Source organism: Frankia sp. RB5, assembly GCF_059816245.1.
Genome location: NZ_JCBATA010000039.1, coordinates 32,369 through 51,446 on the forward strand (window position 1 = coordinate 32,369; position 19,078 = coordinate 51,446).

21 protein-coding genes are annotated in these 19,078 nt (G+C 71.2%); 10 read left to right on the forward strand and 11 right to left on the reverse strand.

Annotated features, from left to right (window positions below; all coding sequences use genetic code 11):
- Positions 1-351 precede the first annotated feature (351 nt).
- The 6 genes from AC6EXY_RS20375 to AC6EXY_RS20400 all read right to left on the reverse strand — a co-directional run bounded on the left by AC6EXY_RS20375 (position 352) and on the right by AC6EXY_RS20400 (position 6,345).
- Complete coding sequence (locus tag AC6EXY_RS20375; protein ID WP_101829783.1) at positions 352-1,419, reverse strand: COX15/CtaA family protein; 1,068 nt, start codon at positions 1,417-1,419, stop codon at positions 352-354.
- Between the two features lie 14 nt (positions 1,420-1,433).
- The gene (locus tag AC6EXY_RS20380) at positions 1,434-2,225 is read right to left on the reverse strand and encodes an ABC transporter permease (RefSeq protein ID WP_101829782.1); all 792 of its coding nucleotides are present in this window, start codon (positions 2,223-2,225) and stop codon (positions 1,434-1,436) included.
- Positions 2,226-2,242: 17 nt separating this feature from the next.
- Positions 2,243-3,265 carry an ABC transporter ATP-binding protein gene (locus AC6EXY_RS20385; RefSeq protein ID WP_499817824.1) on the reverse strand — a complete coding sequence of 341 codons (1,023 nt, stop codon included), beginning with the start codon at positions 3,263-3,265 and terminating at the stop codon, positions 2,243-2,245.
- A gap of 78 nt (positions 3,266-3,343) precedes the next feature.
- Entirely contained in the window at positions 3,344-3,883 is a 540-nt protein-coding gene (locus AC6EXY_RS20390; protein WP_101829785.1) for a helix-turn-helix domain-containing protein, read from the reverse strand.
- A 156-nt stretch (positions 3,884-4,039) separates the two neighbouring features.
- On the reverse strand, positions 4,040-5,596 hold the full coding sequence (gene glpK, locus AC6EXY_RS20395; RefSeq protein ID WP_101829780.1) for a glycerol kinase GlpK: 1,557 nt from the start codon (positions 5,594-5,596) through the stop codon (positions 4,040-4,042).
- Between the two features lie 23 nt (positions 5,597-5,619).
- Positions 5,620-6,345, reverse strand: a complete 726-nt coding sequence (locus AC6EXY_RS20400; protein ID WP_101829779.1) for a hypothetical protein — start codon at positions 6,343-6,345, stop codon at positions 5,620-5,622.
- 321 nt (positions 6,346-6,666) lie between these two features.
- Here AC6EXY_RS20400 and AC6EXY_RS20405 point away from each other — a divergent pair, with 321 nt between their 5' ends.
- The 8 genes from AC6EXY_RS20405 to AC6EXY_RS20440 are packed head-to-tail and all read left to right on the forward strand — an operon-like array spanning position 6,667 to position 13,295.
- The gene (locus AC6EXY_RS20405) at positions 6,667-7,401 is read left to right on the forward strand and encodes a helix-turn-helix transcriptional regulator (protein ID WP_101829778.1); all 735 of its coding nucleotides are present in this window, start codon (positions 6,667-6,669) and stop codon (positions 7,399-7,401) included.
- Positions 7,398-8,810 (forward strand): Fe-S cluster assembly protein SufB, encoded by a 1,413-nt coding sequence (gene sufB / locus AC6EXY_RS20410; RefSeq protein WP_101829777.1) that lies wholly within the window; start codon positions 7,398-7,400, stop codon positions 8,808-8,810. The genes AC6EXY_RS20405 and sufB overlap by 4 nt, the downstream gene beginning before the upstream one ends.
- Positions 8,810-9,955: a Fe-S cluster assembly protein SufD gene (gene sufD / locus AC6EXY_RS20415; protein WP_101829776.1), complete on the forward strand. Its 1,146-nt coding sequence runs from the start codon at positions 8,810-8,812 to the stop codon at positions 9,953-9,955. Before sufB ends, sufD begins: the two co-directional genes overlap by 1 nt.
- Positions 9,952-10,281, forward strand: a complete 330-nt coding sequence (locus AC6EXY_RS20420) for a non-heme iron oxygenase ferredoxin subunit (RefSeq protein WP_499817825.1) — start codon at positions 9,952-9,954, stop codon at positions 10,279-10,281. The genes sufD and AC6EXY_RS20420 overlap by 4 nt, the downstream gene beginning before the upstream one ends.
- A gap of 8 nt (positions 10,282-10,289) precedes the next feature.
- On the forward strand, positions 10,290-11,081 hold the full coding sequence (gene sufC, locus AC6EXY_RS20425; RefSeq protein WP_207770107.1) for a Fe-S cluster assembly ATPase SufC: 792 nt from the start codon (positions 10,290-10,292) through the stop codon (positions 11,079-11,081).
- A complete protein-coding gene (locus AC6EXY_RS20430; protein WP_101829773.1) occupies positions 11,078-12,364 on the forward strand; it encodes a cysteine desulfurase in 1,287 nt (428 codons plus the stop codon). Before sufC ends, AC6EXY_RS20430 begins: the two co-directional genes overlap by 4 nt.
- Positions 12,361-12,828, forward strand: coding sequence for a Fe-S cluster assembly sulfur transfer protein SufU (gene sufU, locus AC6EXY_RS20435; protein WP_101829772.1), 468 nt, complete (start codon positions 12,361-12,363; stop codon positions 12,826-12,828). Before AC6EXY_RS20430 ends, sufU begins: the two co-directional genes overlap by 4 nt.
- On the forward strand, positions 12,825-13,295 hold the full coding sequence (locus tag AC6EXY_RS20440) for a metal-sulfur cluster assembly factor (protein WP_101829771.1): 471 nt from the start codon (positions 12,825-12,827) through the stop codon (positions 13,293-13,295). The genes sufU and AC6EXY_RS20440 overlap by 4 nt, the downstream gene beginning before the upstream one ends.
- 82 nt (positions 13,296-13,377) lie before the next feature.
- On the opposite strand, the gene AC6EXY_RS20445 is transcribed toward AC6EXY_RS20440, so the two are convergent.
- From AC6EXY_RS20445 to AC6EXY_RS20460, 4 genes are all read right to left on the reverse strand, one after another.
- Positions 13,378-13,551 (reverse strand): hypothetical protein, encoded by a 174-nt coding sequence (locus AC6EXY_RS20445; protein WP_499817826.1) that lies wholly within the window; start codon positions 13,549-13,551, stop codon positions 13,378-13,380.
- Positions 13,552-13,599: 48 nt separating this feature from the next.
- Positions 13,600-14,763 (reverse strand): toll/interleukin-1 receptor domain-containing protein, encoded by a 1,164-nt coding sequence (locus tag AC6EXY_RS20450; protein WP_499842389.1) that lies wholly within the window; start codon positions 14,761-14,763, stop codon positions 13,600-13,602.
- Positions 14,764-15,110: 347 nt separating this feature from the next.
- Complete coding sequence (locus AC6EXY_RS20455) at positions 15,111-15,452, reverse strand: type II toxin-antitoxin system PemK/MazF family toxin (protein WP_499817828.1); 342 nt, start codon at positions 15,450-15,452, stop codon at positions 15,111-15,113.
- Positions 15,449-15,694, reverse strand: a complete 246-nt coding sequence (locus AC6EXY_RS20460; RefSeq protein ID WP_499817829.1) for a hypothetical protein — start codon at positions 15,692-15,694, stop codon at positions 15,449-15,451. The genes AC6EXY_RS20455 and AC6EXY_RS20460 overlap by 4 nt, the downstream gene beginning before the upstream one ends.
- 297 nt (positions 15,695-15,991) lie before the next feature.
- Between AC6EXY_RS20460 and AC6EXY_RS20465 the strand changes: the two genes are divergently transcribed.
- Both AC6EXY_RS20465 and AC6EXY_RS20470 read left to right on the forward strand, forming a co-directional pair.
- Positions 15,992-17,479, forward strand: coding sequence for an ATP-binding protein (locus AC6EXY_RS20465; RefSeq protein ID WP_499817830.1), 1,488 nt, complete (start codon positions 15,992-15,994; stop codon positions 17,477-17,479).
- A gap of 91 nt (positions 17,480-17,570) precedes the next feature.
- Complete coding sequence (locus tag AC6EXY_RS20470; RefSeq protein ID WP_499817831.1) at positions 17,571-18,248, forward strand: uracil-DNA glycosylase; 678 nt, start codon at positions 17,571-17,573, stop codon at positions 18,246-18,248.
- On the opposite strand, the gene AC6EXY_RS20475 is transcribed toward AC6EXY_RS20470, so the two are convergent.
- Positions 18,245-18,859 (reverse strand): hypothetical protein, encoded by a 615-nt coding sequence (locus AC6EXY_RS20475; protein WP_499817832.1) that lies wholly within the window; start codon positions 18,857-18,859, stop codon positions 18,245-18,247. The two genes, AC6EXY_RS20470 and AC6EXY_RS20475, sit on opposite strands and share 4 nt — an antisense overlap.
- Positions 18,860-19,078 lie beyond the last annotated feature (219 nt).

The following is a 19,078-nucleotide window of genomic DNA, read 5'->3' on the forward strand; positions in this document are numbered from 1 at the left end:
TTTCTGGCAGAGAACGCCGTGACGGTGTCAGAACGCTGTCACGGACCGACGGCCGCGAACGGCCTCGGACCGCTGGCGCGACAGGCCGACGCAAAGATCGCAACCCGACGCACGGCCTAGCTCCCACGAGACGCGTGGCCGCGTGTGTCGTTCCCGCGGGACCGCGGGGAGTCAGTCGACCGTCAGCTCGGGGCCGGACGGAGGTGACTGATCGCCGGCTCTGCCCGGCAATGAGCAGTGGACGGCGATGCGGGAGGGGCGGGACCGGTCGAATCCGGGGGCGGCCGGCGCGCGGCGGTGGGGCCGCGTGGCCGCGTGGCTGTGGCGCGGGCTGGGAAGGGGGCGGCGAGGTTACCGGCTGGTGGCGGCTGAGGCGGACGCGGCGGCGCCTGGCAGCGGGGTCGCGGCCGGGCTGGCTGGGCTGGCTGGGCTGGCCAGGTTGGGCGGGGTGTTCGCGGTGGCCGGGATGTTCGCGGTGGCGGGCGAGGGCTCGGGGTCGGGGGCTGGGCGTTCGACCATCGCGAGCCACAGCTGCAGTGCGACCACCCACATCACGGTGGCGCCGGTCATGTGCAGGGCGACGAGACCGGACGGCACGCCGAGGAAGTACTGCGCGAAGCCGATCGCGGCCTGGGCGACGATCACGGCGATCAGGGCGAGCGCGCCGCGCCGGGCCGCCGAGGGTGCCGCGGTGATTCGCACCGCGAACGCCATCGCCGCCGCGAGGCCGGTCAGCAGCATCGCTCCGTCGGCGTGCAGCTGCGCGACGTTGACGAGGTCGAACCCGAAACGGGCGGGGTCCGAGGCGTCGCCGCTGTGCGGGCCCGTGCCGGTCACCACCGTGCCGAGGACGAGCACCCCGGCGGAGACGACCACCACCAGCCGGGCCAGCCACAGCAGCGCGGGGGCCACGGCAGGGGTTACGGCGCCCGCCCCCTGACGGGCCCGGCGGTCGAGCACGACCGCGTTCCACAGCAGGACCATCGACAGCAGGAAGTGGGCGGCGACGGTCGCCGGGTTCAGCTTCGTCAGCACGGTGATCCCGCCGAGCACCGCCTGGCCCAGGTAGCCCAGCCACAGGCCGAACGACAGGCGGGTCAGGTCGCGGCGCCGGCCGCTGCGCAGCCGCAGCGCCAGCAGCGGGGTGATGAGTACCACCACACCGACGACCAGGCCGACGACCCGGTTGCCGAACTCGATCGCCCCGTGCAGGGCGTACTCCGAGTGCGGGGTGAAGGAGCCGTCGCCGCACTGCGGCCAGGTCGGGCAGCCGAGGCCCGAGCCGCTGAGCCGGACGACCCCGCCGCTGATCACGATCAGGGACAGCAGCACCACGTTGAGCGCGGTGACGAAGGTGAACACGCGCCGGCTCACGAGCGGCAATCTCCGACGCGTTGTAGAAGTTGGCACAGACGCCATAGTAACGGCCGGTGCTACTCCCAGCGGAACGTCCGGGCGGCCAGGCCCAGGCTCGCCACCGCCCACACGGCGAGCACGATCAGTGGACGCGCGCCCGGCCCGGAGCCGTCGGCGAGGACATGACGCAGCCCGTCGGACAGCGCCGCCGTCGGCAGCCCTTCGGCGATCGTCCGCAGCCAGCCGGGCAGCTTCGACAGCGGGAACACCACCCCACCGATGAGCAGCAGCAGCAGGTAGACGCCGTTGGCGGCGGCGAGCGTCGCCTCGGCGCGCAGGGTGCCCGCCATCAGCAGGCCGAGCCCGGAGAACGCCGCGGTGCCGAGCACGAGCAGCGCCAGCACCGAGGGCACGGCCGCCGGGCCGCCGTCCGGATCCCAGCCGAGCGCGAAACCGACGGCCACCAGCAGTACGAGCTGCAGCACCTCGACGGCGAGCACCGCCGCGGTCTTGCCGGCGAGCAGGACCGAGCGGGGCAGTGGCGTCGCGCCGAGCCGTTTGAGCACCCCATAGGACCGCTCGAAGCCGGTCGCGATCGCCTGGCCGGTGAACGCCGTCGACATCACCGCGAGCGCCAGCACCCCGGGCACGAGGAAGTCGACCGAGCTCTCGGTGCCGCTCGGCAGCACGTCCACCGCGGCGAAGAACGCCAGCAGCCCCACCGGGATGATCATGGTGAGCAGGACGGACTCGCCGCGGCGCAGGGTGAGGACGAGCTCCAGGCGAGTCTGGGCGGCGAACATCCGCGCGCGGCTGGCAGCGCCGGGGGCCGGGCGCAGGTCCAGCAGCGGCATGTCGGGCACTGGCATGGCGGGCACAGGAGTGCTCACGGCCGCAGCTCCGATCCGGTCAGCTCCACGAACACATCCTCCAGGGTGCGCTGCTCGACGCGAAGGTCCTCGGCGAGCACGCCGTTGCCCGCGCACCAGGCGGTGACGGCGGCGAGCAGCTGCGGATCGACGGTGCCCTCGACCAGGTAGTGGCCGGCCGGACCCTCTGTCGCCGTGGTGCCGTCGGGCAGCGCGAGCAGCAGTCTGCCGAGTTCGAGGCCGACCGGCGCCCGGAAGCGCAGTTGACCCTCGGCGCCGCCGCGGGTGAGTTCCGCGGGGGAGCCGGCCGCCACCACCCGGCCGTGGTTGATGATGACGACCTGGTCGGACAGGCGCTCCGCCTCGTCCATCGCGTGGGTGGTGAGCACCACGGTGACGCCCGCGGCGCGCAGCTCCTCGATCAGCTCCCAGGTGGTGCGCCGGCCGGCGACGTCCAGCCCGGCGGTCGGCTCGTCGAGGAACACCAGTTCCGGGCGGCCGACGATGGCCATCGCGAGGGACAGCCGCTGCTGCTGGCCGCCGGACAGGCGGCGAAACGGCGTCCCTGCGGCGTCGGTGAGGCCGAGCCGGTCGAGCAGCGCGGCGGGATCGAGCGGCTGGCGGTGGTGGGCGGCGACCAGGCGCAGCATCTCCCCGGCGCGGGCGCCCGGGTACATCCCGCCGGCCTGCAGCATCACGCCGACGCGGGGGCGCAGGGCGGCCGCGTCGGCGATCGGGTCGAGGCCGAGGACGTGCACCTCGCCCGCGTCGGCGCGGCGGAAGCCCTCACAGATCTCCACGGTCGTCGTCTTGCCGGCGCCGTTCGGGCCGAGCAGCGCCGTGACGGAGCCCACCGGGACGCTCAGGGAGAGGCCGTCGACGGCGCGGATCCGCCCGTCTGGTGACGGGCCCCGGGCTGGGGCCGGCGCCACCACCGGCGGCGCCGCTCGGCGCCGTGACCCGGACCGGGCCGCCGGGGCGGAACGCGAGGAGTAGCTCTTCATGAGGCCAGCGACGCTGACTGCCAGGATCTCGGCCACCTGGCGATCCTACGGATCCCGCGGCGGGTACGGGGATTTGATCCGTGCCACCTTTGGCGGAAGGGTTCGGGTGGGCCCTCAGGTCCGCTGGCGGGGTGGACGGGCGGGCAGCGAGCGGCGGCGCGCGCCGACGCCGACCGGCTCGCCGATCTCGACCAGCGCGCCCCAGGCGCCGAGACGCTCGTAGAGCATCGACGGCGTGGTGCTGTAGAGGCGGGACAGCGACTGCAGGTCGGAGCGGCGCAGCCGGAGCACATCCCGCGAACTGTCCGAGCGCAGGACCTGCACGATCGCGATCCAGCGCCGCAGTGGGCCGGTCCGGGTCGGCGGCAGCTTGCGCAGCCGGCGCAGGTCGATGATCAGCGGAGGGAGGTTGTCGACCTCCCGGCGGTCGGCTGCCGGCGGGACCAGCAGCGTCGCGGGCACGTCGTACAGCTCGGCGAGTTCGACGAGCCGGTGCACCCGCAGAGTTCGGGAGCCCCGTTCATAGGCCCCGAGCGTCCCCGCCGTCCACCTGCCATGGGTGCGCTGCTGAACGTCCAACAACGACATGCCACGCCGGTTGCGCGCTGCGCGCAGCCGCCGGCCGAGCTCCAGGGCGTAGTCCCCCTCGGTCACGGTCTCCGTCCGGGTCAGGTCGACAGGAGACGCCAACCGCCCCCTGTGACAGCCTGTCAGGCTGTTGTCCGTCTGGCAGCCGGTTCGAGGAAGTAGCCGCGACGGATTGTGGCCCTGGCGTGGCATTTCCGGCGCGTTCGGCGACGAGATGGGGGATTAGGGTAGCTCGATGGTGGCAATAGGTGATTCGTTCCCATCGTCCTGATCCCTTGCCCATCCCCGGGCACGGTCGACGGCGTCGCACCACCGGCGGTAGTCGCCGTCGTGGCGCCCGCGGGACGTCGCGGGGCGATGGCGGCGGGCGACCCGGCGCAGGTCCGCGAGCGCGGCGGGGTCAGTGAAGAAGCCGGTGGCCAGGCCCGCGAGGTAGGCGGAGCCGAGGGCGGTCGTCTCGATGTTGTCGGGGACGTCGACGTCGACGCCGAGCACGTCCGCCTGGAACTGCATGAGCCACGGGTTGCGGGCGGCGCCGCCGTCGGCCCGCAGCTCGGTCACCGGGTAGCCGGCGGCGGCCATCGCCTCGACGACGTCGCGGGTGCGGTAGGCGATGCCCTCCAGCACCGCGCGGGCCAGGTGCGCGCGGGTCGTGCCGCGGGTGATGCCGAGCAGGGTGCCGCGGGCGCGCGGATCCCAGTGCGGCGCGCCGAGCCCGGTCAGCGCCGGGACGAAGTACACCCCGTCGTTGCCCGGCAGGCTGGCGGCCAGCTCGGCCGTCTCGGCGGCGTCGCGGATGACGCCGAGGCCGTCGCGCAGCCAGGCGACCGCCGCGCCCGTCGACAGGATCGCCCCCTCCAGGGCGTAGCGGACCGGTTCGCCGTCGAGCTGGTAGGCGACGGTGCGCAGCAACGAGCGCTGCGGGCCGGGCACCGCCGCCCCGGTGTTGACCAGGACGAACGAGCCGGTGCCGTAGGTGTTCTTGGCCTGGCCGGCGCGGTGGCAGCCCTGGGCGAACAGGGCGGCCTGCTGGTCGCCGACGGCGGCGGCCACCGGCACGCGCACGCCGAGGAAGGCGTCCGGGTCCGTGTGCGCGTAGACCCGCGAGCTCGGGACGACCGTGGGCAGCAGCTCGGCGGGCACGCCGAACAGGTCGAGCATGTCGGGCGCCCAGCTCGCCGTCGCGAGGTCGAGCAGGGACGTGCGGGACGCGTTTGTCACGTCGGTGACGTGCGCGGCGCCGCCGGTGAGCTTCCACACCAGCCAGGAGTCGACGGTGCCGAAGGCGAGCTCGCCGCGGCCCGCCCGCCGGCGCAGGGCCGGATCGCGGTCCAGGATCCAGCCGATCTTGGTGGCGGAGAAGTAGGGGTCGAGGACCAGACCGGTGCGCGTGCCGACCGCCTCGCCGTGCCCGTCCGCGGCGAGGCGTTCGCAGGCGGCGGCCGTGCGCCGGTCCTGCCAGACGATCGCCGGGTGGACCGGCGCCGACGTGGCCCGCTCCCACACCAGCGTGGTCTCGCGCTGGTTGGTGATGCCGAGCGCGGCGAGGTCCGCGGGGCGCAGGCCCGCGTCGGCGAGCGCCGCGGCGACGGTGTCGACGACGCTGCGCCACAGCGCCAGCGGGTCGTGCTCGACCCAGCCCGGCCGCGGGAAGACGGGGTCGACCGCCGTGTAGCCGCGGCCGACGACCGCGCCGCCGGGGTCGAGCAGGCAGACGGTGGTGCCTGTCGTGCCCTGGTCCACGGCGGCCACGACGGGGCCGCGCGCCGGTTCGTCCATGCCGACCGACGCTATCGCTGGATCTAGCCGAGGCTGGACAGGTCCACGGCGCCGGCGGGGGCGGTGACGGCGCCAGGCGCGCGGTAGTCACCGAAGCTCAGCTGGCTGGTGCTGCGGCCGGTGACGGTGATCCGCAGCGGGTAGGCCGGGCCGGTGTTGGCGACGAGGAAGGACGTGCCGTCGGGGGAGCTGGCCTGCACCGCGCGGTCGCCATCCACCTTCTGCTGGCGCACTCCGCCGGTCAGCCCCGCGGTGAAGCCGCGCAATGAGTCGCTGTAGCGGTCGAGGGTGAAGTAGCTGTACTTGGCGGCGTCGGCGGCGGCGAGGCGGACCCAGCGGTCGGCGAGCAGGTCCGAGGCGGCCGTGTCGCCGGTCGCGGCGTAGTAGGCACGGGACCGGCGGACGTAGGTGTCCTTCCCGATCTTCACGAGCTGGGTCTGCTGGCCGTACTCCTCGATGGTGCCCTTCGTCGTCGTGGAGGACATCACCAGGTCGTAACGGTTGGGGGCGTCGGCGCTCGCGTCCGCCACCGTGCCGGCGACGTGCGCGCCGGGGGCCGTGCGCAGGGCCGCGAGGGCGCGGGTGCCGACCTCGCCGGCCGACAGCTTCTCCAGGCCGTTGGTCGGTCCGCCACCGTCGCCGCCTCCGCTGCAGGCTGGTACGGCCAGCGCGACGAGCGCCGCCAGCAGCCCGGCGCCCAGGCCGAGCAGGGGGCGCGGCCGCGCGCCGCGCCATGGTCGAGCCCGCATCCGTGCGCCTCCAGGTCCCGAGGTCGTGCTGGCCGGAGCTTCGCGCCGCCGGTGAGGTGGCAGGCTGGCTCCAGCGGCAAGTCTGGCAGCACCTGTCCGGTGGTGGCCGAGCGGGCACCATCCGTGGGGTAGATGTTGTGGCACGCGGATGTCGGGTGGACGACCGGGCCGGGCGCCGCGGCCGGTCTGCGGATGCGGGGACGGCCTGAACTGCGCCACCATGGCGGCGGCGGTTCGGTGTGACGGAGATCAGGCTCCTCGGGGGACCTGATCGGGGGTCCTCGGTTCGACCGCGTCCCGGAAATAGGGCACACTGGTGTTGTGAAAAACGACCACGATGCCTCGGGCGGGACGGCCGACGGCCGCACCCGCGACCGGGTCGTGCGTCAACTGCTCGAAGGCGGATCGGCCACCGCGGCCGACCTGTCGCGCCAGCTCGGCGTCTCGCCCGCCGGGATCCGCCGGCATCTCGACGCCATGGTCGCGGACGGCATCATCACCCCGATCGAGAGCCGTTCCCGCCAGCCCCGCGGTCGCGGCCGCCCGGCCCGGCACTACGCGCTGACCGAGGCCGGCCACCAGGCCGGGCCGTCGGCCTACTCGGATCTCGCCGCGGGCGCGCTACGCTTCCTCGCCGAGGTGGGCGGGCCGTCGGCGGTCAGCCAGTTCGCCGACAGCCGCGCGTCGGACCTGGAGCGCCGGGTGCGCTCGGCGGTCGTCGCCGCGGAGCCCGAGGACCGGCCGGCGGCGCTCGCCGAGGCGATGACGGCGGCCGGCTACACGGCCAGCGTCTCGGAGCTGCCGACCGGCCTGCAGATCTGCCAGCACCACTGCCCGGTCCAGTTCGTCGCGGAGCGCTTCCCGGCGCTGTGCGACGCGGAGACCGCGGCGCTGGCCCGGGTGCTCGACACCCACGTGCAGCGCCTCGCGACGATCGCGCACGGCGACGGCGTCTGCACGACCCACATCCCCGCGACCGCGGACCAGGATCCGGCCTCCGAGGCCGCGTCACCGAGCTGTCCACCATCCCCGTCTTCGGAGGGTTCCGCCCCATGACAACCTCTGCCGAGACCGCCCTCGAGGGCCTTGGCTCCTATCGGTTCGGATGGGCTGACACCGACGCCTATGCCGCCGACGTGGAGCGTGGCCTGTCCGAGGCGGTCGTCCGCGGCATCTCGGCGAAGAAGTCCGAGCCGTCGTGGATGACTGACCTGCGCCTGAAGGGTCTGCGCCTGTTCGAGCGCAAGCCCATGCCGACCTGGGGCGCGGACCTCTCCGGCATCGACTTCGACAACATCAAGTACTTCGTCCGCTCCACCGAGAAGCAGGCCGCCGAGTGGGAGGACCTGCCCGACGACATCCGGGCGACCTACGACCGGCTCGGCATCCCGGAGGCGGAGAAGCAGCGGCTGATCTCCGGCGTCGCGGCGCAGTACGAGTCCGAGGTCGTCTACCACAAGATCCGTGAGGATCTCGAGGAGCAGGGCGTCATCTTCCTGGACACCGACTCCGGCCTGCGCGAGCACCCGGAGCTGTTCCAGGAGTACTTCGGCTCGGTCATCCCGGTCGGGGACAACAAGTTCGCCGCGCTGAACACCTCCGTGTGGTCGGGCGGCTCGTTCATCTACGTGCCGCCGGGCGTGCAGGTGGAGATCCCGCTGCAGGCCTACTTCCGGATCAACACCGAGAACATGGGCCAGTTCGAGCGGACGCTGATCATCGTCGACGAGGGTGCGTACGTGCACTACGTCGAGGGCTGCACGGCGCCGGTCTACTCGTCGGACTCGCTGCACTCGGCCGTCGTCGAGATCGTGGTGAAGAAGAACGCCCGCTGCCGGTACACGACCATCCAGAACTGGTCGAACAACGTCTACAACCTGGTCACCAAGCGGGCCGCCTGCCACGAGGGCGCCACGATGGAGTGGGTCGACGGCAACATCGGCTCCAAGGTGACGATGAAGTACCCGGCCGTGTGGATGCTCGGCGAGCACGCCAAGGGCGAGGTCCTCTCGATCGCCTTCGCCGGTGCCGGCCAGCACCAGGACGCCGGCGCCAAGATGGTGCACGCGGCGCCGCGCACCTCCTCGACGATCATCTCCAAGTCGGTGGCCCGCGGCGGCGGCCGCACCTCCTACCGCGGCCTCGTGCAGATCAACGAGGGCGCCGAGGCGTCGAGGTCGACCGTCAAGTGCGACGCGCTGCTCGTCGACACCATCAGCCGCTCGGACACCTACCCCTACGTCGACGTCCGTGAGGACGACGCGTCCATCGGCCACGAGGCCAGCGTCTCCAAGGTCGGCGCGGACCAGCTCTTCTACCTGATGAGCCGCGGTCTGTCCGAGGAGGAGGCGATGGCGATGGTCGTGCGCGGCTTCGTCGAGCCCATCGCCCGCGAGCTGCCGATGGAGTACGCGCTCGAGCTCAACCGGCTCATCGAGCTCCAGATGGAAGGCGCGGTCGGCTGATGGCCGTCATCGACGCCACCGGGCGACCCCCGGCGGCCTCCGGAGCCGTGCCCCGCCCGGTGCGTTCGCGTGACCCGCTCGACCACGAGGTGCCCACCGGCCGCGAGGAGGCGTGGCGGTTCACCCCGCTGCGCCGGCTTCGCGGCCTGCTGACCGGCCCGGACGCCGACGGCAAGGTGTCCGTCACGGTGGACGCGCCGGTCGGGGTCGCCGTCGAGCAGCTCGACGCCGGTGATGCCCGCATCGGCCGCGTGCTCGTCCCGGCCGACCGGGTCGCCGCGTTCGCGATGGCCCGCTCCGGCGGGGCCACGGCCGTCACCGTGCCGGCCGAGGCGTCGCTCACCGAGCCGGTCACCGTGCGGCTGCACGGCGAGGGCGGGGTCGCCTACGGTCACCTGATCGTCGAGGTCGGGCCGTTCGCGTCGGCCACCGTCGTGCTCGACCACACCGGCAGCGCCACCTACGCCAGCGACGTCGAGGTGCACGTCGGCCACGGCGCGTCGCTCACGTTCGTCACGCTGCAGGACTGGGACGCCGACGCCGTCCACCTCGGCGCGCACGCCTACTCGGTGGGCCGGGATGCCACGCTGCGCTCGTTCACCGTCACCCTCGGCGGGGAGCTCGTCCGGCTCAACCCGACCGTCGACTACCGCGGTCCCGGCGGCGACGCCGAGCTCAACGGCGTGTTCTTCACCGACGCCGGCCAGCACCAGGAGCACCGCCTGCTCGTCACGCACGAGCCGCGATCGTGCCGCAGCCGGGTGACGTACAAGGGCGCGCTGCGCGGCCAGTCGGCGCACGCCGTCTGGATCGGCGACGTGCTCATCGGCGCCGAAGCGGTCGACACCGACACCTACGAGCTCAACCGCAACCTGGTGCTCACCGACGGCGCCCGCGCCGACTCGGTGCCGAACCTCGAGATCCTCACCGGCGAGGTCGTCGGCGCCGGGCACGCCAGCGCCACCGGCCGCTTCGACGACGAGGCGCTGTTCTACCTGCAGTCGCGCGGCATCCCGCCGGAGGAGGCCCGCCGGCTCGTCGTGCACGGCTTCTTCGCCGAGGTCATCGACCGCATCGACGTGCCCGAGCTGCGTGAACGGATCATGACCTCCGTGTCCGCCCGGCTCGGGGAGCTGCCCGCATGACCGGGCAGCGGGTGTGCGCGCTGACCGACCTCAAGGAGGACGCGGCGCTCGGCACCGAGATCGAGGGCACGCCGGTGTGCGTCGTGCGCGTCGGGGAGCGGGTGTTCGCCGTGCGCGACGAGTGCTCGCACGCCGACGTGATGCTCTCCCAGGGCGAGGTCGAGGGCGGCCGGATCGAGTGCTGGCTGCACGGATCCCAGTTCGACCTGGTGACCGGCGCCGCGCTGACCCTGCCGGCCATCGACCCGGTGCCCACCTACGCAGTGACCATTGAGGGCGACGACGTGCTCGTCGACGTCGCCCAGCCGAACCGGGAACGAGGGTGACGACAGCGGTGTCGACCTTGGAGATTCGCAACCTGCACGTCTCGGTGGAGACCGAGGAGGGGCCGCGGCAGATCCTGCGCGGCGTCGACCTCACGGTCCGCAAGGGCGAGACCCACGCGATCATGGGGCCGAACGGGTCGGGCAAGTCGACCCTGTCCTACTCGATCGCCGGCCACCCCAAGTACACCGTGACCGAGGGCAGCATCACGCTCGACGGCGAGGACGTCCTCGCGATGAGCGTCGACGCCCGCGCCCGCGCCGGCATCTTCCTGGCCATGCAGTACCCGGTGGAGATTCCCGGGGTGTCGGTGTCGAACTTCCTGCGCTCCTCGGCCACGGCCGTGCGCGGTGAGGCGCCGAAGCTGCGCACCTGGGTCAAGGAAGTGAAGGCCGCGATGGCCGGGCTCGAGATGGACCCGGCGTTCGCCGAGCGCGGCGTCAACGAGGGCTTCTCCGGCGGTGAGAAGAAGCGCCACGAGATCCTGCAGATGGCCCTGCTCAAGCCGAAGATCGCCGTGCTGGACGAGACCGACTCCGGCCTCGACGTCGACGCGCTGCGCATCGTCTCCGCCGGCATCGAGGCGGTGCGGGCCCAGGGCGAGACCGGCATCCTGCTCATCACGCATTACACGCGGATCCTGCGCTACATCAAGCCCGAGTTCGTCCACGTGATGGCCGGCGGGCGGATCGTCGACGAGGGTGGGCCGGAGCTCGCCGCGGTGCTGGAGGACTCCGGCTACGACCGCTATGTCAAGGGCGGCGCCGCCGCGGCGCCCGCGGAAGCGGGGGCGGTGTCGTGACGCCCACGGAGTTCGATGTCGAGCGGGTGCGCAAGGACTTTCCGATCCTCGCTCGCACTGTGCACGACGGGCTGCCGCTGGTCTACCTCGACAGCGCCGCCACCTCGCAGAAGCCGCTGGCCGTCCTCGACGCCGAGCGCGCCTACTACGAGCAGCACAACGCCAACGTGCACCGCGGCATCCACGTGCTCGCCGAGGAGGCGACCGCGCTCTACGAGGCGACGCGGGACAAGGTCGCCGCGTTCATCGGCGCGACCGACCGGCGCGAGGTCGTCTTCACCAAGAACTCGACGGAGGCGCTGAACCTCGTCGCCTACGCGATGAGCAACGCCGAGACGACAGGGCCCGAGGCCGAGCGCTTCCGGATCGGCCCCGGTGACGAGATCGTCGTCACCGAGATGGAGCACCACTCCAACCTGGTGCCCTGGCAGATGCTCGCCCGGCGCACCGGCGCCACCCTGCGCTGGATCGGCCTGACCGACGACGGCCGGCTTGACCTGACCAACCTCGATGCGGTGATCACCGAGCGGGCGAAGGTCGTCTCGATGGTGCACCAGTCGAACATCCTCGGCACGGTCAACCCGGTCGAGCGGATCGTCGCGCGGGCGCGTGAGGTCGGCGCTCTGGTCGTGCTCGACGGCTCGCAGTCGGTGCCGCACCTGCCGGTCGACGTGGTCGCGCTCGGCGTCGACTTCCTCGCCTTCACCGGCCACAAGATGTGCGCGCCGACCGGCGTCGGGGTGCTGTGGGGCCGCCACGAACTGCTCGAGGTCATGCCTCCGTTCCTCGGCGGCGGCGAGATGATCGAGGTCGTCACGATGGAGGCGTCCACCTACGCGCCCCCGCCGCACCGCTTCGAGGCCGGCACCCCGATGATCAGCCAGGTCGTCGGCCTCGGCGCCGCCATCGACTACCTCACCGAGCTCGGCATGCCGGCGATCGCCGCCCACGAGCATGCCGTGACGGCCTACGCGCTCGACGCGCTCGCGACCGTGCCGGGTCTGCGCGTCATCGGCCCGCCGACCGCCGAGGACCGTGGCGGAGCGATCTCGTTCCTCCTTACCGACGACGCCGGCCGGCCGATTCATCCCCACGACGTGGGGCAGATCCTCGACGAGCGCGGCATCGCCGTGCGCGTCGGCCACCACTGCGCGCGCCCCGTCTGCCTGCGCTTCGGCGTCCCGGCGACGACGCGGGCGTCGTTCCACCTGTACACGACGACCGCCGAGGTCGACGCGCTGGTGGAAGGTCTGCACGAGGTTCGGAGGTTCTTCTCGAGGTGAAACTCGACTCCATGTACCAGGAGATCATCCTGGACCACTACCGCAACCCGCAGCACCGCGGGCTGCGCGACCCGTTCGACGCCGAGGTGCACCACGTCAACCCGACGTGCGGCGACGAGGTGACCCTGCGGGTGAAGGTCACGGACGGTGTCGTCGAGGACGTCTCGTACGAGAGCGAGGGCTGCTCGATCAGCCAGGCCTCCGCGAGCGTCATGAGCGACCTGGTGATCGGCAAGAAGGTCGACGAGGCGCTGGACCTCGAACGCGAGTTCCTCGCGCTCATGCAGTCCCGGGGCACCGCCGAGGGCGACGAGGACAAGCTGGAGGACGCGGTCGCGTTCGCCGGTGTGTCCAAGTACCCGGCCCGGGTGAAGTGCGCCCTGCTGTCCTGGATGGCCTGGAAGGACGCCACCGCCAAGGCCATCGACGCCCCTCTCGACCTTCCCGCCCAGGAGAAGCCATGACGGAAGCGCCCGACCAGAACGCCGAGGGCACGCCCACGGGCGGTGTCGCCACCGCGACCGCCCAGGCCGCGCCTGCCGACGCCACCGCCGAGTCCGGTTCGGCGGCCGCGCACACCACGGTCGCGGAGCGGGCGGCGGGCCTGGAACTCGCCGCGTTCGACGACATCGAGGAGGCGATGCGCGACGTCGTCGACCCCGAGCTCGGCATCAACGTCGTCGACCTCGGCCTCGTCTACGGCATCCACGTCGCCGACGACAACACGGTCACCCTCGACATGACGCTCACCTCGGCGGCCTGCCCGCTGACCGACGTCATCGAGGACCAGACCCGCTCGGCCCTCGTCGACGGCCCCGACGGCCTCGCCGCCGACGTGACCATCAACTGGGTCTGGATGCCCCCGTGGGGCCCCGACAAGATCACCGACGAGGGCCGCGAACAACTCCGCGCCCTCGGCTTCAACGTCTGACCCGCCGCCGGCCTGGCCGGATCTCCTCTCCGACCAGGCCGGGCTGGCTGGCCAGCAGCCATGCGGGAACTGCCGTCGTCTGTCAGGTGTCCGAGGCAATCCTGCATCGGGGTTCGCCGTCCCGCACCTCCGCGTGCACCTCCTGGCGAAGGTCTTTCCCAGGATCGAGCTGTTCGCGGATGATGATCGGATTGAGTGCGTCGCCACGCGGCTGGGTGGACTCTTCCGCTATCGACACACCCGCGAGAATCATCACCACAAGTCACCGCCGGCCGCCCGTCACCCTTTGAGTCCTTCTGCGCAATCACCCGGTGTCCTGCCTTATGTAGGAGAAGCCGTCCAGGAGGAGATTGGAGAAGGTGTAGCCGCTCCCGGCGTCAAAGCGTTCGATTCTCCAGCTAGAGTGCACCGGTCCGCCTGGCAGGTATAGGGTGAGCGTAGCGCCATCGACCACCACCGTGCCGTCCATGGGAATGCCATTACGTGTCAGTGTCATCTTGCCGCCAGGTCTGAACGTGTAGAGCGTGTTCGCGGTGGCGCCGGTCGAACCTCCGCTCCAAGAGCCGACCAGTTCGTTCGGCACTTGGCTACGTGGTGCGGCGGACGGTGATGGGCTGGTGGTTGGGATCGCTCCAGATGAGGGGCTGCCCACATCCGGACCAGGCGATGCTTTTGTCGGTGTCGGTGTCGGTGTCGGTGTCGGTGTCGGTGTCGGTGTCGGTGTCGGTGTCGGTGTCGGTGTCGGTGTCGGTGTCGGTGTCGGTGTCGGTGTCGGTGTCGTCGCTGGAGCTGATATGGCCGAGGGGCCGAATTGCGGCTCCGTGGAGGAGTCGGACTTTCCAGCCGTCGTTGCTACCAGAACCACGGTGGTGGCCACCGCGACCACTGCAGACACGATGCTTCCCGTGAGTAGTAGTGCATGGGCGCGGCGGCGCCTCTCCGTGCCCGGAAAGGGCACGGAGGTAGGCAACACCCGTTCTGGGATGGGCACTGGGCGGACGGGTTTTGCCCGGCCTTCCCGTGCTGCGGCCACCCCTTCCAGCAGCCGCCGGCCAGCGACGACGGCGTTGTGCGTGCCGGACAGGCCCCGCAGATTAATCCACTGCCGGCCGGCCAGGAGGCCGAGGGAGCGTTCGTCGCAATCCTCGATCAGGACGGGAATCAGCCGCCGGTCGACTCCCCGTGTATCTCCCGCCCACATCGCCTGCCATTCCGGACTCTGGGCCGTTGAGTTGAGGTACGCGGGTGAGAGGACAATCAGCATGTGTTCGGCCTCGCGGATGCCTTCCTGTAGCAGGTTTATTCGGTTCCGGCCAGGTACGAGATCCCACATTTCGATCAGAACTCGATATCCCGATTCCTCGAGCTTCCAAGCAATCCATTCGGCCCAGTCGCGGTCGGCTGACGCGTAGGACACGAAGAACTGCCGCCTGGTGGTGGACCGGTGATCGCCCCCGATTTCGGTCATGACGCCATGATCGCACTCAACGGCGCTGGGGCGGAGACCACATAGGCCTCAGCTCGTCCGCCGGTGCGGCCCGGCTTATTGACCTTGCGCCGTGTGGACGCCCGGAGGCGAGGGGTCGCGGCGGGGCTGCCGGTGACGCAACGAAGGCTGATCAACCGTATCGGCGCAGTCGCTGCAGGACCTTGTCGAACCGGGCTCACCACGACCTGCCGCCTATAGACAACCCTTGGCCCGCCCGGGTCCTGCGGGCGCGAAGGTGACGACGAGGTCCGCGTCGGTTGCCGCTTGCGCCACCTTTCCGGCTCCAGGCGACCCCAGCGACCTCGTCCGGGCGCAATCCGCGGAGTTTATGGCTGGTCGCCGAGCCAGGATGTGAGCTGCCAGGCCACCCGGTCCACGCAGGCGGCCGACGCCGTGCCGACATACCTGCCGAATCGCTGGGTGGAGACGGCACGGGCTGCCTCGCACATCGCCCAGCTCGGCCGGTTCAGGCCGCCGTCATCCTGCAGGGCGATGTGGTGGGGGAAGCCGCGGTCCCGGGTTGTCAGCGGGACGACGAACGCCTGCCGGATCGGTAGGAGGTTGAACCGGTCGCTGGAAATCACCAGGCAGGGACGTATGCCGTGCTGTTCGTTGGCTACTGTCGGATCGAGGTCGACCGACCAGACGTCGCCGCGCCGGACTCTCAACGATTGAACTCCGGCCATTCCGACGACGCCGAACTATCGGTGCCGGCGGTGGCGGCATCCCAGCTGTCCAGCTCGTCGAGGTACTCCCGCCAGCCGTCCGGATCCTCCCGCTGGATCCGCGCATAGGACTCCTCGATGGCAGCCCAGTGCTGCTCGGCCTCGAGCCTGCGCGACTCGGCGTCCAGCAGGCCAGCCATGGTGGTGCCCCGCGCGCGGGCGACGGCCGCCAAGCGGTCGCGCACCGCGCTCTCCACCTTGATCGTTGTGAGGCCCACGGATCGAGTATACCGCCCAGGGATACCTTCAAGTATGTGGTCCAGGGAGGTGGGTGATGTGCCCGTGCTCGACGTGCCCACGTAGGCCGACCTGGCGCCGGAGTTGTTGATCATCGATCGCATAGGGTGGTGGGCGCAGCAGGTGGGGAGTGCCGGGCGGGGGAGGGCTGGGTGATCGTCCGTCGGTTCAATACGGCTGGTCCGTGTCTGCCGGCGAATCACTACATGGTTCCGGCGCTGTCCCGCTTGCCGGAGGCCCCCCGGTTGGTAGACCTCGAGGCGTACTTCGTCGTCCATGCCCCCCACCAGACTGGCAAGACGACCGCGCTGCGGGCGCTCGCGCGTGATCTGACGGCCCAGGGCCGCTATGCGGCGGTGATGTTCTCGTGCGAGGCGGCCCGGGTCGCGGGCGACGACTACGGTGCGGCGTCGCGCATCCTGTTGGACCGGATCCGCGCGAGCGCGCAGGACTGCCTGCCGGCCGAGCTGGGGCCGCCGCCCTGGCCGGAAACGCCGGACGGTACCCGGATCGTCGAGGCGCTGCGAGCCTGGGCTCAGTCCTGTCCACGCCCGCTGGTGCTGTTCTTCGATGAGATCGACGCGCTGCGGGGCCAGAGCCTGCTGAGCGTGCTCGGGCAGCTGCGTGACGGCTACAACAGTCGGCCGGCCCCGTTTCCCTGGTCGGTCGCGCTGTGCGGCCTGCGGGACGTCCGCGAGTACAAGACAGCCTCCGGCGGTGATTCATCTCGACTGGGAACGGCCAGTCCGTTCAACGTGAAGGTCGAATCCCTCCGGTTGGGGGACTTCACCGCCGGCGAGGTGGCGGAGCTCTACGGACAGCACACCGCTCGTACCGGTCAACGGTTCTCGACCGACGCGCTCGAATACGCCTACGAGCTCACGGTCGGGCAGCCGTGGCTGGTCAACGCCCTCGCTCGCGAGATCGTCGAGAAGATCCGTGTGCCGGTGGCGGAACCCGTGACGGTGGCGCATCTGGACCAGGCGAAGGAACAGCTCATCCTCACACGGGCGACCCATCTGGACTCCCTCGCCGCGAGGCTTGCGGAGCCGAGGGTTCGCAGCGTCATCGGCCCGCTCCTCGCCGGCGATCCGCTCGTCCTCGATCCGTACGATGACGACCTCAGCTACGTTCGTGACCTCGGCCTCATCGCTCCCACCGCGCCGGTCCGCGCCGCCAATCCGATCTACCGGGAGGTCATCGCGCGGGTGCTCTCCTCGAGCATCCAGGAGAGCGTCACCGCTGATCCGCGGTCGTTCGTTCGTCCGGACGGCACGTTCGACCTTTCCCGAATGCTCGACGAGTTCGCCGACTGGTGGATCGAGAACGGCAAGTTTCTCACCAGCACCGGCTACTACAGCGAGGCTGCGCCGCAGCTCATCCTGATGGGTTACCTACAACGCGTGGTGAACGGCGGCGGCCAGATCGAACGCGAGTATGCCGTCGGCTCCGGCCGCGTCGACCTGCACCTGCGCTGGCCTTACCGCACCCCCGACGGGGAACAGCATGTCCAGCGCGAAGCCATCGAGATAAAGACCTGGCGCACCGGCCGGTCCAATCCCCTGCCTGCTGGCCTGCGGCAGCTTGACCGTTACCTCGATCGCCTCTGCCTCGACACCGGCACCCTCGTTCTGTTCGACCAGCGCGCCGACGCCTCCGCCATCGACACACGCACAAGGCTCACCACCACTACAAGCCCCGCGGGGCGCACCATCACCCTCCTCAACGGCTGACGCGCCTCGTCGCGGGCACGGCGGCTCTGTCTCACGGCTCGGCCCAACCGTCCTGCGGAGTTGTCGGTGGTGGGTCGTAGGCTGATCAACCATGGCGGCGCAAACACTGCGGGACCTTGTCGAACCGGGCTGGGCGCAGGCCCTCGAGCCGGTGGCGGAGCGGATCACGGCCATGGGGGAGTTCCTACGGGCCGAGATCGCGGCCGGCCGGACCTACCTGCCGGCCGGGCCGAACGTTCTGCGGGCGTTTCAGCAGCCGTTCGATGAGGTGCGGGTGCTGATAGTCGGGCAGGATCCGTATCCGACGCCGGGGATGGCGATCGGGTACAGCTTCGCGGTGTCCCCGGAGGTGCGCCGGCTGCCGGGCAGTCTGCAGAACATCTTCACCGAGCTGTGCGCGGACGTCGGTGTGCCGAGGCCCTCCACCGGCGACCTGACGCCTTGGACCAATCAGGGCGTGCTGCTGCTGAACAGGGCGTTGACGACGGCGCCGCGCCAGCCCGGCGCACACCGGAACAAGGGCTGGGAGCAGGTCACTGACCAGGCGATCCGGGCGCTCGCCGCGCGGGGCAAGCCGCTGGTGGCCATCCTGTGGGGCGCCGACGCGCGCAGCCTGCGGCCCTTCCTGGACGGCGCCGCGACGATCGAGTCCGCCCACCCGTCGCCGCGTTCGGCGGACCGGGGCTTCTTCGGCTCCCGCCCGTTCAGCCGGGCCAACGACCTGCTGCTCCGCCAGGGCGCCCAGCCTGTCGACTGGACTCTTTCCTAGATCCGCACCACGGTGATGGCTCGGCCGGTGGGGCTGGTGGCGACGTGGGTGCCCACCTCGGCGCTGACGCGTTTGCGTTCGGCGGGGCGCTGGTCGAAGACGACGAGGTATTCAGCGGGAAGGCCGAGACGCATCAGGTATCCGTCGAGCTGGCGGATGCCGGCCTGCGTCGGGTCGACGGCGCCTGGGCGGTGGGTCCTGATCTCCAGGGCCTCCCGCTGGACGGCGGGTCTGCCGTCGGGGCCGGTATGGCTCCAGCGGATGAGCAGATCCATGGCGCCGCGGCCTACGCCGTATTCGCGGTCGACGAAGCCGCTGCCCGGGGGACCCGACGGATCGCGAAGCGATCTGACGGGAGTACGTATGGCGCGGTCGAGGTATCCGAGCAGCGTGACGTGTGGGGTGACCTCGCGGTAGGGCTCGTCGGCCTCGAGGACGTCCTCGGTCCGGTGCCAGAACTCGGTGACGTGGGCGAGAAGCCCGGGAAGGTCCAGGCGGCCGTCAGCAAGTACGAACGACCGAGGTCGCGGTGCGCCGGTGATGCCGTCGAACAGCCCGTCGGCGAGAACCCGCGTGATCATGTTGCGGTAGATCGGGTTGGCGATCTCCACCGTCGAGGCGGTCCGCCGGACCAGACCGAGGTCGGTGGTGTAGGCGAGGTCGTCGGAGAACGGATCGAACCTGACCTCGGCACCGGCGAGTATCGGTTCGATGATCCGCCGGACGCGGGGGTCGCGAAGCCGGTCGAGCAGCGAGTCCAGGTGGGTTTCCCGCGCGTTGATGAGACGTTCGTCGGCCGGGTCGACGTGGTCGGCGGTGATCGTCGTCGT